13 protein-coding genes are annotated in these 14020 nt (G+C 33.1%); 3 read left to right on the forward strand and 10 right to left on the reverse strand.

All coding sequences use genetic code 11. The annotated features are described in order from the left end of the window. Nucleotides 1–235: 235 nt before the first annotated feature. Both ACQ654_RS14590 and ACQ654_RS14595 read right to left on the reverse strand, forming a co-directional pair. The gene (locus tag ACQ654_RS14590; RefSeq protein ID WP_430411076.1) at nt 236–1489 is read right to left on the reverse strand and encodes an oligosaccharide flippase family protein; all 1254 of its coding nucleotides are present in this window, start codon (nt 1487–1489) and stop codon (nt 236–238) included. A gap of 114 nt (nt 1490–1603) precedes the next feature. After that, nucleotides 1604–1882, reverse strand: a complete 279-nt coding sequence (locus ACQ654_RS14595; RefSeq protein WP_430411077.1) for an STAS domain-containing protein — start codon at nt 1880–1882, stop codon at nt 1604–1606. Between the two features lie 142 nt (nt 1883–2024). On the opposite strand from ACQ654_RS14595, the gene ACQ654_RS14600 reads away from it, so the two are divergent. The 3 genes from ACQ654_RS14600 to ACQ654_RS14610 all read left to right on the forward strand — a co-directional run bounded on the left by ACQ654_RS14600 (nt 2025) and on the right by ACQ654_RS14610 (nt 5175). Beyond that, a complete protein-coding gene (locus ACQ654_RS14600) occupies nt 2025–4100 on the forward strand; it encodes a tetratricopeptide repeat protein (protein WP_430411078.1) in 2076 nt (691 codons plus the stop codon). 66 nt (nt 4101–4166) lie between these two features. Further along, nucleotides 4167–4622 carry a helix-turn-helix domain-containing protein gene (locus tag ACQ654_RS14605; RefSeq protein WP_430411079.1) on the forward strand — a complete coding sequence of 152 codons (456 nt, stop codon included), beginning with the start codon at nt 4167–4169 and terminating at the stop codon, nt 4620–4622. Next, nucleotides 4612–5175: a PIN domain-containing protein gene (locus ACQ654_RS14610; protein WP_430411080.1), complete on the forward strand. Its 564-nt coding sequence runs from the start codon at nt 4612–4614 to the stop codon at nt 5173–5175. The genes ACQ654_RS14605 and ACQ654_RS14610 overlap by 11 nt, the downstream gene beginning before the upstream one ends. A 96-nt stretch (nt 5176–5271) precedes the next feature. Here the strand turns inward: ACQ654_RS14610 and ACQ654_RS14615 are convergent, their stop codons facing one another. The 8 genes from ACQ654_RS14615 to ACQ654_RS14650 all read right to left on the reverse strand — a co-directional run bounded on the left by ACQ654_RS14615 (nt 5272) and on the right by ACQ654_RS14650 (nt 13665). Further along, nucleotides 5272–7848, reverse strand: a complete 2577-nt coding sequence (locus tag ACQ654_RS14615; RefSeq protein WP_430411081.1) for a DUF6923 family protein — start codon at nt 7846–7848, stop codon at nt 5272–5274. Nucleotides 7849–8173: 325 nt separating this feature from the next. After that, a complete protein-coding gene (locus ACQ654_RS14620; RefSeq protein WP_430411082.1) occupies nt 8174–8881 on the reverse strand; it encodes a LytR/AlgR family response regulator transcription factor in 708 nt (235 codons plus the stop codon). A 4-nt stretch (nt 8882–8885) separates the two neighbouring features. Next, nucleotides 8886–9203 carry an Hpt domain-containing protein gene (locus ACQ654_RS14625; RefSeq protein ID WP_430411083.1) on the reverse strand — a complete coding sequence of 106 codons (318 nt, stop codon included), beginning with the start codon at nt 9201–9203 and terminating at the stop codon, nt 8886–8888. Between the two features lie 3 nt (nt 9204–9206). After that, complete coding sequence (locus ACQ654_RS14630) at nt 9207–10256, reverse strand: sensor histidine kinase (protein ID WP_430411084.1); 1050 nt, start codon at nt 10254–10256, stop codon at nt 9207–9209. Continuing rightward, entirely contained in the window at nt 10257–11396 is a 1140-nt protein-coding gene (locus tag ACQ654_RS14635; RefSeq protein ID WP_430411085.1) for an FIST signal transduction protein, read from the reverse strand. Nucleotides 11397–11398: 2 nt separating this feature from the next. Beyond that, on the reverse strand, nt 11399–12613 hold the full coding sequence (locus ACQ654_RS14640; RefSeq protein WP_430411086.1) for a sensor histidine kinase: 1215 nt from the start codon (nt 12611–12613) through the stop codon (nt 11399–11401). Continuing rightward, nucleotides 12613–13152 (reverse strand): heme NO-binding domain-containing protein, encoded by a 540-nt coding sequence (locus ACQ654_RS14645; RefSeq protein ID WP_430411087.1) that lies wholly within the window; start codon nt 13150–13152, stop codon nt 12613–12615. Before ACQ654_RS14645 ends, ACQ654_RS14640 begins: the two co-directional genes overlap by 1 nt. Nucleotides 13153–13251: 99 nt before the next feature. Continuing rightward, on the reverse strand, nt 13252–13665 hold the full coding sequence (locus tag ACQ654_RS14650; RefSeq protein WP_430411088.1) for a response regulator: 414 nt from the start codon (nt 13663–13665) through the stop codon (nt 13252–13254). Between the last annotated feature and the right edge of the window lie 355 nt (nt 13666–14020).

The following is a 14020-nucleotide window of genomic DNA, read 5'->3' on the forward strand; positions in this document are numbered from 1 at the left end:
GATTAAAGATTTTTAGAATCAGGATTCAGGGTTTTTTCTGATGTCATTCCTGCGGAGGCAGGAATCCATGAATTTTCAAAGTAGATCTCGATACAATTTTCTATCGAAAATCACTCGATCTGACGGTTTTATAATACAATAGTTTATTACTGAGCGAAGTCGAAATAGAATATCACACAAGAGAGCGAAAACAATTTAAAATTCAACATTTAGAATTTAACACGATAAAAAGCGTCTAAAAGCGAAGCGATCTATTTTTATTTTCAAAGAAGAAAAAAGTCAACTGTACAAGCAATAATAAAACCATGGCGATGATTTGTACATGAACTACTTGTGCCAAGCTTTCATGAAAGAAAACGACCAATACAACTTGAAGCATTCCGCAGCTACCAGAAAGCACTACAGGAATGTATTTGTCTAAGGATAAATAGTAATAGGCAAAGATATTTGAGATGGCGAAGATTCCAGTTGCCAACGCATATTTCCATAATAATGGCGTAATTTCTAAATAACTTTCGCCGAATAAAATGTATACAATTTGTGTTGGGAAGAGTACACAACTTATAATAATTGTTGCGGCAATTCCTCCAATGTAACCTACATATTTTAGTAAAATAGGAACCGTATCTTTTCCTTCTTTTTGCAGTTTTACCACAGTTGGAAGTAATAACATTACAAACATCCAAGCAACAAAATATACAACACGCCCGATTAGAGCCAATGAAGCATATAAACCTGCGTCATACGATTCAAAATAGTGTTTTACTAATAGAATATCACTGTTGTTAATGATGATTTGTGTGAGTTCGTAAAAAGCAGTAATGATAAAGAAATTACGAACCAATGTACGTTGTGTTTTACTTAGTACGTTTACTGATTTCCATGAAATATTCTTCAAATCAAAAGGAATCAATCCGCACAGAAAAGAAGCTAAAATTCCCAAAGAAATAATTAGAGAAGATTCAATTTTGAGGAAATACAATAGTGCTAACGTTATCAATAATCTACTTACCATTTCGGCTTGATAGGTTACAGAAAGTGACACTAATTGTTGTTTCCCTTGAAAAATTCCTCTGTTGATACTCATAATAAAATACAATGGAATTCCAACTCCGAACGCGACAAACATACTTGAAGTTGAGGTTTTGAAAAATGTTTGCAATTCGCTTGCAAAAAGGACAATCAAGATTCCTAAAATGATTCCTGTAATGATAGATTTTTTGTACATGTTTGTAGCAAAAGCTTTGAAAATACTCGCTTCAAACACTACTGAAAATTTAGCCGTTACCAATTGAAATGTCATAGCAACAAACGATAATACCAATAAAAAAGTAACCAAAACGGCGGCATCTGCAAACTTTTCAGGTCCTAAAAATCGACCTAATAGTAAATTGTAGACATAGTTTCCGCCATTCACTACTATTCCACTTAGCATAAAGATATGTGCTGTAGTAAGGTTACTCTTTATTTTTTTTGTGATTGCGATCATGTTTTTGTGTTTCATTTGCATCTCGACTGCGCTCGATGTGACATTTTAGATAAATTAATAACATATTTTAGTTTGAAAGTATCTCAATACTAAAATCTCAATTCTCAATACTTATTAAGCAACTTGTGAGCAGTTAAAATCTTGGTAAATGTCTTTGCAACCATTTCCGATTACAGAAAACATTTTATGATTTCTAAGAGCAATTGCTGTTAACGTTTTAATTCCTGCTAAGCCATCATAATCTATTTCGGTTACGCCATCAATATTTAATACTACATTTTGCTGTTGTTCAATGATGTATTTGAAGTGATTCATAAATGATGTTGTTGTAGCCGAATTTAATTGTCCATCTACTAAAAAAGTTCCGTTTTGTTGTGTGATTTGTAAAGCCATTTTTAATTGTTTTTGTGATTAATATTGATACAAATATCTTTGAAATGCTATGAAAATAGGCGTGTTGTCGGTGAAATTCAATTTACTTACGATGAATGATCGGTAGCTTATGCTTACCTTACAATTGTCTAAAATCAAGATCATGAACACAAAATATTTATTACTTTTTTCGTTTCTATTTATATCTCTTTTTTGCTTCTCTCAGAATATGAAAGAAGGATTTACATATTTGGAAACAGGAAAGTATCAGCAAGCCGAAAATTTCTTTAAAACTGTCTTAAAAGAATATCCAAATAATAAAACAGCACGTTTGTGTTATGGTCGTGCGGTTGGACTGAATGGCAATTCGGTAGAAGCGAAAAAAATATTTTCAAGCTTAGTACAAGATTTTCCAAACGATTTTGAAGTGAAGTTGAATTACGGAGAATCGTTATTATGGAACAACGAGTTTAATCTCGCGAAAGCGTATTACCAAAAATTAGTGATAGAAAACGCCAAAAGTTTTCCTGCATTATTAGGTTTTGCAAATACGTTGTCGAACTTAAAAGAATATGAAAAAGCATTGGTGTATGTGAATAAAGCATTGGACGTTTCTCCTGGAAACCCAAACGCACTAACGTCTAAAAAGTATATCTATTTAGGATATGCGTATCAAAAACAGCAGTCGCAACAATATACTGAAGCTGAAAAGTTGTTGCAAAAATGTCTATCGCTTTTCGCGAATGATAAAGACGCATTGTTGAATTTGGCAAATTTATATTTAATTATGAATGAATTGGACAAAGCAAAAGCAACCTATGATACATTGCTTGAAAGTTCAAAAAACACTGAAGATAAAGTGATTGTTTTGAACGGTTGGTCGTTGGTTTCACATTTAAAAGGAAAAGAAAAAGAAGCACTAAAAACGAGTCAATTAGCTTTTGATAGTTTGAACGATGCAACTGGCGCTTCTGTTACGCAACAAACGACAGAACGTTATATTCAGGCATTAATTTGGAATAAAAAATATAGCAAAGCAACAGGTTTGATTGATGAATTAATGAAAAAACAACCGAACGAAAACTGGGTTTTGGCATTACGTGCAACATTGAATGTGTATAAAAGTAATTTTAAAAAGAGTCTGGCAGATTACAATCAGATTTTAGCGAATGACTCTACTTCGTTTGATGGAAACTTAGGAAAAGCCAATGTTTTAAAAGCGTTAGGAAAGTATGATGAAGCATTCACTTCCGCAGCTAATACACTGAAATTTTACAATAATCAGAAAGATGCAACAAACTTTATCAAGCAATTGCAAATGAAGTTTACGCCTTTTTATGAAGGAAAAGCGTCGTACACATTTGATAATGGTGATAACGAAGCGTTTTCGGTTCAAAATAGCGTAGAATTTCCACTTTCAACACGTTTGAAACTACTCGGAAACTACAATTACCGAACTACCAATAATACCGTAACCAATAACAAAGCGACTTCCAACGATTTTTCTGCTGGTTTGGAATATCAATTATTGCCAACAGTAACGTTTAAAGGAACTGTTGGAATTACGTCTGCTAAAGCTGAAACCAACGATTTTACACAGTTGTTGACAGATTTGTCGTTGAATATAAAACCATTCAAACTACAAACCTTGGATATTGGTTATAAACGTGAAATTCAGAGTTTCAATGCTGCTTTATTAGATCGTGAAATTGTGCAAAACAACTTGTATGCAAATTATAATGTGAGTACAAATTTCAATTTGGGTTGGTTTACACAGTATTTTTATACAGCTCAGAATGATGACAATTCTAGACATTTATTGTTTACGTCTTTGTATTATAATATTTTGAGCAAACCATCTTTAAAAGTAGGCGTAAACTACCAATACATTACGTTTGAAAAGCAAGTGCCTAGTATTTATTTCAGTCCAGAGAAATTCAACGCTGGCGAAGTATTCTTAAACTTGATTAAAGATGAAGCTGTTACAAAGCCAACCGAATGGTTTTACGAACTCACGGCTGCGACAGGTTTACAATATATTGAAGACCAGGAACGTCAAAGTACGTACCGTTTTCAGGGGAAATTAGGGTATAAATTCTCCGATCGTTGTTTGGTCAATGTTTTTGGAACACGCAGTAATATTGCTTCTGCAACTGCCGCCGGATTTACGTTTACGGAAGTTGGTGTAAGGGTTAAGTGGTGGTTTGGAGGGAAAAATGTTTTGAAGACAGGAAATTAGTATTTTCTTATAATATCGTTTCGTTTATTTCGTTTATATTTGTACTGTACAACAATACAAATTACTATGGAATATCTACACGACATACGAAAGCCTTCAAAAAAAGAGCAGATTGCCGCAATGGAATCCTATAATGCGTTAGCTGCTACTTTGGAAGAACTACATTCAGAAAATCCAGAGATAGAAATAGAAGAAACTACCGAAAAAATTAAAATACCTTTAAAAGCGCTTAAACTTCTAGCGCAAATATTAAAAGCAACAAGTCAAGGAAAACCAATTTCTGTTGTTCCTATAGCAACTGAAATGACTACACAAGCGGCGGCTGAATTGCTAGGTTGTTCACGTCCACATATAGTAAAACTTCTTGAAACAGGTGAAATTCCATTTACAAAAATTGGCAGACATCGGAGAGTGAAGTTTGAAGATGTTATGAACTATAAGAAAGCAATGAAACAACAACAAGAACAACTTCTTATTGATATGATGAAGTCTGATGAAGAATTAGGTTTGTATGGTTCATAGTGTTCGTTATACCGCAGTTCTTGACACCAATATTATATACCCAATAGAAATAAGAGATTTATTATTTTGGTTTGCACATTTAGACTTGTTTACGCCTAAATGGAGTGCGCATATTTTTGATGAATGGGAAAGTGTTATGAAACGAAAAGAAGTCATTCCATCAGAAATTAAAAGAAGAACGAATATTGCCAATTTAGCTTTTCCAGATGCTCTAGTTCATAACTATGAATCGTTGATTTCGGGTTTAACATTACCTGATGAAAAAGATCGTCATGTACTTGCGGCGGTAATTAAAACGAATGCAAATGTAATTGTGACTAACAACCTCAAAGATTTTCCAACACCATATTTGGCTACTTTTGGTTTGGTTGCCAAATCTGCCGATGATTTTATAGCCGACATTATTGACTTGAATCATGGCAAAGCTAAAGAAGCTTTTCTGAAATTGGTATTAAATAGAAGAATCCCTGATTTAGATGAATTTGAAGTTTTAGATAATCTAAGAAAAAATGGATTGAATAATTCTGCGGACTATTTACATTCGTTGCTATAGAAGTTACTTTAGCTTTTAACAACAAAAAGACAAAAGAATCGCTCCTTTTGCCTTTTCTAATTAACCAAAATAATTATTATGAAAAACTACCTCACTCTATTGAACTATTAATTTTATGGTTTTATAGGTTTGTTTAGAACCTGTTATTTTACAGAAATACAATCCGGAACGCAGGTTATTTCGGTTTAGGGGGATTTTGTTCTGACCGTTTTCAGTTGTAATCATTGCCTTGTAAACTATTTTACCTACTTGGTCAAAAACAAGTAACTGTGCGTTCTCGGATTGCGTTGCTGTAAAGTGAATGTTTGTATGTGTCGTCATCGGATTTGGAATTGCCGAAGTGTGTTGTATTTCATTTTCAAAATTTGTGATGCTTAATGTACCTTCTGTAGAGAAAAATACTTGTGATATATCCATTGTTTTGCTAACCATTTGACCATTTTCAGAAGCCATTGTGAATACAATTGTTACCACATCATTTAGTTCGATGTCTTCACCAGTTGTTGAAGTAAAACTTGCTAATGGAATGTTGAATTCTTGCGCTGTATCTGTTAATGAAATGGTAGTTTTGTGTTGCGCTTCCCAATCAGAAATGCTTGCTTTTACGAATGTGATTTCTACGTTTCCTGTTCCACTTGCTGTTAAGTTAAATGTTTCATAACCAGTTACATCAACAGCTTTAAATCGTGGTGTTAACGCTCTGTACGCGGCAACATATGTACTTGTGGTTACATGTAGAGAAACGTTTCTTTCTATTGGAAATACAGCTGCATCAAAGTAGTAGTCATTTGGAGAAACTGTGTAATCTAATACTGTTGTACTTGCTTGCGAATCGTCAATTCCCCAAGGTCCATCAGACATAAATAAATCGTCAGGCGTTGCAATTCCGTCTCCAATTCTGAATCCGATATCAAATAAGTTCCCTGTTGGTACTTGTAAGTTGGTAATATAGTTTCCGCTTATGTCTAATGTTGCTGTTGTATTGTCAAAATCACCTGTTTCTGTCGTTCTAAAACCTGCATCAAAACTTATGTTTTCTGTAGCATTTGTGTTTACTATTTGTAAATCTAACGCGCCGTTTTCATATTTTCCTTTTCTTACAAAAACGGTTGGTGGCGTTGATAAATCATAGTCTGAAATTGGTTTTTGAACGTTTATTAAATTCAATACTTCTTTTCCTAAGAGATATAAATCATCTAGTGAGTTTGACCAAATTTGAAAGTTGTAAAAAGTAACATCACTTTCGTACCTGTCTAAATTCCAGTGACTTTCTACTTCAAAATTTGCTTCGTTATTAACAACTTTCGCCGAAAGGCTTAACACAAATTCTACGGTATTATCTGTATTTCTGATTAATGATTTTATAAATTGTTGTCCGTTGATATCAATGGTTGATACTGAAATTAATTCCGCGCCCAACAAACGATCACAAATATATTTTGTATGCTCATATACACCATTTTCTGTTTTTAAAGCAATGATTGAAGCAATAGCAGTATTATTTCTCATATAATCCACCGAGTAAATTTCTGTTGCGTTTGTAATTGCAACTAAATCTGCTGGTGTCGATTCTATAGCTTGGTCTTCGTTGATGATATCTAACGGAATAAAATCTTGTAATGTGAAATCATTTTCGCTCGTTTCGGCATAAAACTGTGATTTTGTTACACGTGGTGCATTGTTTTTATCAAAAGTGAAACTTGTTTTTGCTCTGTTGTAATTACGTTTGTTAATTGCATCTGACAATCGTCCATTACTTTCTAAACCGCCTTCGTTTCCTCCAGAAGTTTCAGGTTCAATTACATCACATTCGCCATAACCAGAACATGAAGGATCTTGACAATCTATTAAACCATCACCGTCATCATCAATTCCGTTATCACAAATTTCTTGCAAAACGGGCGCCGTAGGACAACGCGCTCCATCATTACTTGCGCTTGAAGGTCCAAATGCAAATAAGTTAGAAATCATTCCATTACTACCATTCAAATCTTGAACCGCCTGTATTACATAAATTGTTCCTGTTTCATTGGCTGATACGTAAAAACGTCCTGAAAGATCAAAATATACAGCGCCATACGTATAGCTTAGTCCTGACAAGATTGGCACAACTCCTAATGATTGTACAGCATTCGTTGTTGGGTCAATTCGATATAATCGATTAGAATTTTTTTCAATGGTATATAATTTATTATCGACAGCATTAAACGCCCAATCATGAATGTTGATGTTTTGCGATAAAGTTTCAGTTCCTAAATGTTCTGTATATGTATCAGAATCAGGATTTATATCAATTTTATAATAGGTTGTTCCGCTACCTTTTAAATGGTATACGCCGTTTGCGCTTACATCACCAACATATCTGTTAGAAGATGGCAATTCGTCTACATAAAAAGAAGTTGTTTGAAAATCTTGTCCAATACGAACAATTGTTTTTGCTGGCGAATTTAACGATCCCCAAATAAAACCATCTGCAGGATTGTATGCCGCCGCATTGATGCTTCCTGGTGTAATGTTTTCGGCAACTAAATACGAGTTTCCAGAAGCTAAATCTATTGAGTATACATCATTGTACTGAAACAAATATGCATCGTAGACACAGTTGAAAGGATCGTCTTGAGCGTTGCTGCAAATTGCTGTAAATATGCTTAAAAGTAGTAGTATTTTCTTCATGATATTATTTATTTATATCACAAAACTAGCAACTGAGAACTGCTAAAAACTTAATCGACGGCGCGATCAGTTTATGTGTAGACGAAATGCAATTTGCTTTAGATTAACTTTTTTTGGAGCGATAGATTGTTAGAGTTTTGGACGTGCTTTGTTTTTGGAATGTTAGTTATTTTGACGTATTTCCATTACTTCAATGTATAAAAGCTATTTGTTAATATTGAAACAGATTACTTGGTCATTCTTCCTCGCAATGATAAGAAGCTTCTAACAGCGAAGCGATCTAAAATCCAACAGCGTCAGCGGTCTTAAAGCAACGCGATCTAATTTACAGTAAATCGAGTCGTTTCATAAGTTCAGGGCGTTTAGAACGACTTACCGGAATCACGTCTTTTTTGATTAATACACTATTGTCTTCAATATCAATGATTTTTTTGAGATTGATAATGTATGAACGGTGAATTTTTAAGAATAACGTATCAGGCAGTTTTTCTTCTATTTTTTTTAAGGTAGAATGTACTGTGTAGTTTTTGTCTTCCGTTTTAATATGAATGTAATCGCCTTTTGCTTCAACCAAATAAATACTTGGAATGTCAATTTTTATTAAACGACGATCAATGTTGATGTAGAAATCATTTTCAGGCGTAGTTTCTGCCTTTTTTTCTTCTGTTTTGGTCGCAATTAATTGTTGTTTTTTAGCTTTTTCAATCGCCATTTTAAAACGATCAGTGGCAACAGGTTTTAATAAATAATCTACAATACAGTCATATTGAAATGCTTCAATTGCAAATTTCGGATCGGAAGTTGTCAGTACAATACTTGGCGGATTTTTTAAGGTTTTTACAAAGTCAAATCCTGTAAAATCGGGCATATGAATGTCTAAAAAGATGAGGTCAACTTCATTTTCATTTAAATATTTAATAGCTTGCATTGCATTAGGAAATTCTTCTAAAACATGTAAAGAATCAATTTCATCACAAAGTGTTTTGATAATCGTTCTTGCCAATTTTTCATCATCAATAATAATACAATTCATAACATTAAATAGTTTTTATATACTCCGTAATTGTAGTTAAAATTTGTTCAAATTCTTCAACACCATCCATCTTTTTTTCACGCAAATTGTGTTCGTATGTATTTGCCAATTCATAACTTTGTTCCAGCCCTAAAATACTAATTTTGTGCTTAAGTCTGTGCACATTTTCCTCAATTTTTTTGTAATCTTTTTTGTCTAAACTATCATGGTAATCTTGTTTTTCATCAGGAAATTCCGTTTTAATAACGTCAATAAGTGTCTGTCTTATAGCAGCATCGCCACGTGCAAGTTGTTCAATATAGGTTAAGTTTGGCTGTTCCATTTTTTATTTTTTTAGAGTAAAATAAAAGGTTGATCCTTGTGTTGGCGTAGATTCAATCCATATGTCACCTTCATAAAGGTCGATAATTTTTTTTACGATTGAAAGTCCAATACCTGTAGATTTGTAATTATTTTCCAATTTTTGAAACGCTACAAATATTTTTTCAAAGTATTTTTCTTCAATTCCTTTTCCATTGTCTTGTATGTAAAACTCCCAAAAATCATCTGCGTCCGTATATCCAATTGTAATTTTACCTGTTGGTTTGTCATTGAATTTTATAGCATTTTTGAGTACGTTTCGAAACAATTCTTCCAATCGAAAATGATCACCAGTTACTGTTGGTAATTTTTCTGGAATGGAAACCGTAATATGTTCAGGAATTTTAATGAAATCGACTACTTTTTTTATGATTTGATTGGTGTCAACTTTGTAGAAGTCTTTTTTCACACTTCCGATAGACGAATATTTTAAAATTCCTTTTACTAAAGTGTCCATTTTTTCAACATTACTACGAATCAGCTTGATGGTTTCCTTTCCATTTTCGCCCAAAAGTTCATTATAATCGTTTTGCAACCATGTAGTTAATGCATCAATACTTTGCAAAGGCGATTTTAAATCGTGAGAAACCAAGTGTGCATAATCGTTCAATTCTTGATTCTGACGTTCTAAACTTGTAACTAATTTGTCTCGTTGTTGGTTTATTTTTAAAATTTCTTTGGTTTGATTGTCAATTAAATCAACCAATGTCAACGAATCTAAATCTAAGTTTTCTTGATTTTCATGCTCGTTTAATTCATATGAATTTAGCGTATCAATAACGTTTTTTAGCTTTTCAATAACTTCTTTTTGCGAATTGGATTCTACGCGAAGCTGTTGGTTTGCTTCAAAAAGTTCTTCTGAACTAATTGCCGTTGCGCGTTGCAACATTGCAAATTGCTCGTTGGAAGTATTGTATGAACGATTTATGGCATCTAAAAAGCGTTCCATTTCAGGGTTTGCCTGTAATTCAGGACTTATATATTTTCGTAATTGTCTTTTTAATAATGGATTCATCTATTCGCTTATTAGCGTAATTGTCATCGTTTGATTGTGTAATTGGCAGTTTTGTTCACCTCTAAAAGGCGCAATTTCTCCATATGAGTACAGTCCGCAAATAGTAGTATTTTTTCCAACAACTTCGAGTACTTCTTCAACTTCTTCTTCAACACGTTGATCTAACACTAGTTTACGTCCAATACAACTTACTAAAATTGCCAATTCAGGTTTTTTAGTTCTGTTTTCTAAAGCTTGCAAAGCCGCTTGTTCAGAAGCATCTACAATAGTATCAACATTAGTCATCATTAATTGTACACGTGAATTTTCGAGGATATCGCCAGCTAAAATCATAGAATTTTCTTCTTCATTGATGTTTAAAATGGTGCGCACAATCGATTGTTTTTCATTGGTCGATTTTACTTTTAGTGGATATAATAAAGCCGCGGCAGGCAATTCTTTAGATTTTTCACCCAAATATTTTTTATACAAGTCTAATGCAGGCTTATTGTCCAATTCGTACAATACATTTGCGTTGGATTTTGTCACAATGCGTTCAGGTCCAAAAGGTGTCCAACCGCCATTTATAGAAAAACTTATGTCCAAGGTTTCACCATATAAACCAATTGCAATGATTTCGCCGGCTTTTGGCACTTCATTATAGGAAGCAATTGTTTTTTCAAATCGTGCCGCATCACCACATAATGCGCCTGTAATGAGTAATTTATCTTCCGTTCCTGAGTTCATGCCTAACGTGAGTTGACTTCCGTTAATGAAGCTTCCTTCCGACACAATAAATACATGTTTTAAGCCTTTAGTATCAAATTGTTCAATGAGTTTTTTTCCAGTTTCGTAACTATTAATTTCTGAATTGTTTGCCAATACATTTGCAGTTTTAATGACAAACTTACTTTTTTCAAACTCAATAGCAGTAATCGTAATGCTTTCATCGTCTACATATTGAGATGTTATATCTCCAGCTGTTGAACCAAATACAAATTCTCCATTTGGGAATAGCAATTTTACTTCTGTGAGTATCGCTTTATTTTCTAGTAAATATCTGTTTCCAAAAACAAAAACTAACGGTTTTTCAAGCGAAATTTGTTCACTAATATATTCCCAATCGGAATTTACTGCTTTTCTTAGTTGTACCGTTTTCATGTTTATTTTTTTATGGTGAAGAAGAAGGTTGTGCCTTTTCCAAGTTCACTTTCAAGCCAAATGGTTCCTTCGTATAAATCAACAATTTTTTTTACGATAGAAAGTCCAATACCTGTTGATTCTTTGCTTTTGTTTAAGGAATGAAAGATTTTGAAAATGCGGTCATGAAACTTTTTTTCAATACCAATTCCGTTGTCTTTTATTGAAAATTGATAGAAAGAAGCTTCTTCTACAACATCAATTTCTACAATTCCTTTGTCTTTGTTGCTAAATTTAATAGCGTTGCTGAGTAGGTTTTGAAATAATTGTTGAAGTTTTGTAGGATCGCCTTTAATTGTTGGCATTTTTTTCAACACATTGATCGAAATATGCTCAGGAATAAATAACAAACGATGCAAATCTTCCATCGTTTCGTTTAAATTTACTTCTTGTGATATGTTGGTTTCTGAGCCAGCACTAGAATATGCTAAAATGTTGGAAATTAGGTTTTCCATCGTTTCCAAAGTTTCTTCAATAAGTTTGAAATTTTGCAAAGTAGGTTCGTCTAATTTTCCTTCGTTGTCCATTTTTATCCATGAAATCAACGCATCAATACTGCGCAAAGGTGATTTTAAATCGTGCGAAACAACATGCGCATATTCATAAAGTTCACTATTGCTTTTTTCTAGCGCATTGCGTATTTTTTCTTTTTGCTCTTCTAACGATTTTAGCTCAGTAATGTTTCTAATGATTCCTTGTGCGGCAATGGGTTTTTTGCTTTTATCGTAAATTAAACTAGCGTTAATTTGAACCCAACGAACTTCTTTATTTTTACGATATACACGCGCTGTATAGTTGGAAAATGAACCTTTTGCAATTAATTCGCTAAACGATTCAAATGCGTAAGCAGTATCTTCCGGATATATTAAACTGTTAACATTTAGGGCTTCATGGGCAATGTCATATCCAAAAAGATCAGACGCGGCATCGTTCATTTTTAAAACGTTTCCAGCTAAATCCATTACCATATAAGCATCAATAATATTTTCAAAAACACCTGCTAGCTGCGATGATTTCTCATTGACAATATCTTCTAGTTTTGCGTTGGAAATTTTTAATTCTTCAGATAGCGAATACAACTCTCTAGATTTGTCTTCCAGAATTTTTTCGGCGGCTCTTCGGGCAGCTTTTTCTCGCTTTAGCGCACGTTGTAGTATGTCTATCTGCTCTTGGCTCATTAATTTTTATGAATGATAAACTTTACTTCTGTTCCGTCTTCTTTTATTTTTTTCAATACAATTTCGGCCGAACTATTAAAGTGTTCAAACGTTTTATTCATTAAACCCAAACCAAAATGATGCATTGCTCTGCTTGATTTGTAGATCATTGTTAATGAATTTGCTGTTTTTTCTACAACCACAAATGTGGGCAATTCGGCGTCAGGATATATTTTTCTAACTTCTACATGAATGTGATTTTCAATAGAAGCAATCATTTCAATCGGATCTTTGTAGGTTGCTAATAATCCAGGATAACTGTTTTCGATAACGCTAAAAAAGTGTTCTGCATACGTTAACAATAAATCATCAATAGAAATGTCGGTATTGGCGCTTAAGTTTTGGAGTAATTGTAGCATTTCTGAAAAACGATACGTTCCAATGGCAGTATATATGCCTTCTGATTCTAATTTTGATTGTGTAATGATTTGATCTACCATTTCCAATCCAAATTTATCTTCTACCAAGTCTAAAAATTCTGTAAAGATGATTCCTTTCATGAGATATTGTCAGGTCGAGCGCAGTCGAGACCTTTTTTTGCAATTCGTATCTAATGATCTCTCGACTGCGCTCGAGAAGATAACTAGTTTTTTTAAATATTAAGCACTTTTCAATTCATTAATAGACCAGTATGAAAGTGCAATTTCTATTTTAGAAACATAGTCTTCATATTTTAATGGTTTTAAAATGTAGCCAGAAATTCCAATTCGGTAACATTCTAACACATCTTTTCGATTGTCAGAAGTTGTTAATATAATTGTTGGAATATGTCGTAATTCGGGATCATTTTTTAAGATCGATAAAAATTCGATACCATTAATTTTTGGCATATTTAAATCGAGCAAGATGATATCGGGCAAGTTTTCTTTAGTTTCTAAAATAGCAAGTGCTTCTTCGGCATTTTTAGCTTCCGTAATTTGATGCTTCACTTTTAGTAACGAAACCGTACGATTCATCTTCATGATTTCGATCATGTTATCTTCGATTAATAATACTTTTAATGAATTTTTCATTTTCTTAGTTTGAGCAATTATATTACAATTTTACTCCATAAAAAACCATTTAAAGTTGAATGCAGTTTAACGAAGTATAAGTGTAGACGAAATGCAAAAAAGTGTAGACGAGAGATTTTTCATTTTTAGTGTTTTTACTTTAAAAGCACGTTGTAAAAAATAAAAAACCCTTACTAGAAAGGAGTAAGGGTTTTGGTTTGAGGAAAATCATTTTTAGGTAACAAAATAAAATAATGCTACAAACACGATGTACATAATTAGCAATACGATTTCTGAATAGTAGTTCTTTTTTTTACGAGTTTTCATTATTCTTACTCATAGCCTATAAGTATGATACTTTAAAAAAACCCTTAAA

The organism is Kordia sp. (assembly GCF_965283645.1).
In the GTDB taxonomy this organism is placed as follows: Bacteria; Bacteroidota; Bacteroidia; order Flavobacteriales; family Flavobacteriaceae; genus Kordia.

Bases quoted from the DNA above. Each gene is read 5' to 3' on its own strand.
- ACQ654_RS14590 (WP_430411076.1), bottom strand. From the start codon at position 1,489: ATGATCGCAATCACAAAAAAAATAAAGAGTAACCTTACTACAGCACAT.
- ACQ654_RS14595 (WP_430411077.1), bottom strand. From the start codon at position 1,882: ATGGCTTTACAAATCACACAACAAAACGGAACTTTTTTAGTAGATGGA.
- ACQ654_RS14600 (WP_430411078.1), top strand. From the start codon at position 2,025: ATGAACACAAAATATTTATTACTTTTTTCGTTTCTATTTATATCTCTT.
- ACQ654_RS14605 (WP_430411079.1), top strand. From the start codon at position 4,167: ATGGAATATCTACACGACATACGAAAGCCTTCAAAAAAAGAGCAGATT.
- ACQ654_RS14610 (WP_430411080.1), top strand. From the start codon at position 4,612: ATGGTTCATAGTGTTCGTTATACCGCAGTTCTTGACACCAATATTATA.
- ACQ654_RS14615 (WP_430411081.1), bottom strand. From the start codon at position 7,848: ATGAAGAAAATACTACTACTTTTAAGCATATTTACAGCAATTTGCAGC.
- ACQ654_RS14620 (WP_430411082.1), bottom strand. From the start codon at position 8,881: ATGAATTGTATTATTATTGATGATGAAAAATTGGCAAGAACGATTATC.
- ACQ654_RS14625 (WP_430411083.1), bottom strand. From the start codon at position 9,203: ATGGAACAGCCAAACTTAACCTATATTGAACAACTTGCACGTGGCGAT.
- ACQ654_RS14630 (WP_430411084.1), bottom strand. From the start codon at position 10,256: ATGAATCCATTATTAAAAAGACAATTACGAAAATATATAAGTCCTGAA.
- ACQ654_RS14635 (WP_430411085.1), bottom strand. From the start codon at position 11,396: ATGAAAACGGTACAACTAAGAAAAGCAGTAAATTCCGATTGGGAATAT.
- ACQ654_RS14640 (WP_430411086.1), bottom strand. From the start codon at position 12,613: ATGAGCCAAGAGCAGATAGACATACTACAACGTGCGCTAAAGCGAGAA.
- ACQ654_RS14645 (WP_430411087.1), bottom strand. From the start codon at position 13,152: ATGAAAGGAATCATCTTTACAGAATTTTTAGACTTGGTAGAAGATAAA.
- ACQ654_RS14650 (WP_430411088.1), bottom strand. From the start codon at position 13,665: ATGAAAAATTCATTAAAAGTATTATTAATCGAAGATAACATGATCGAA.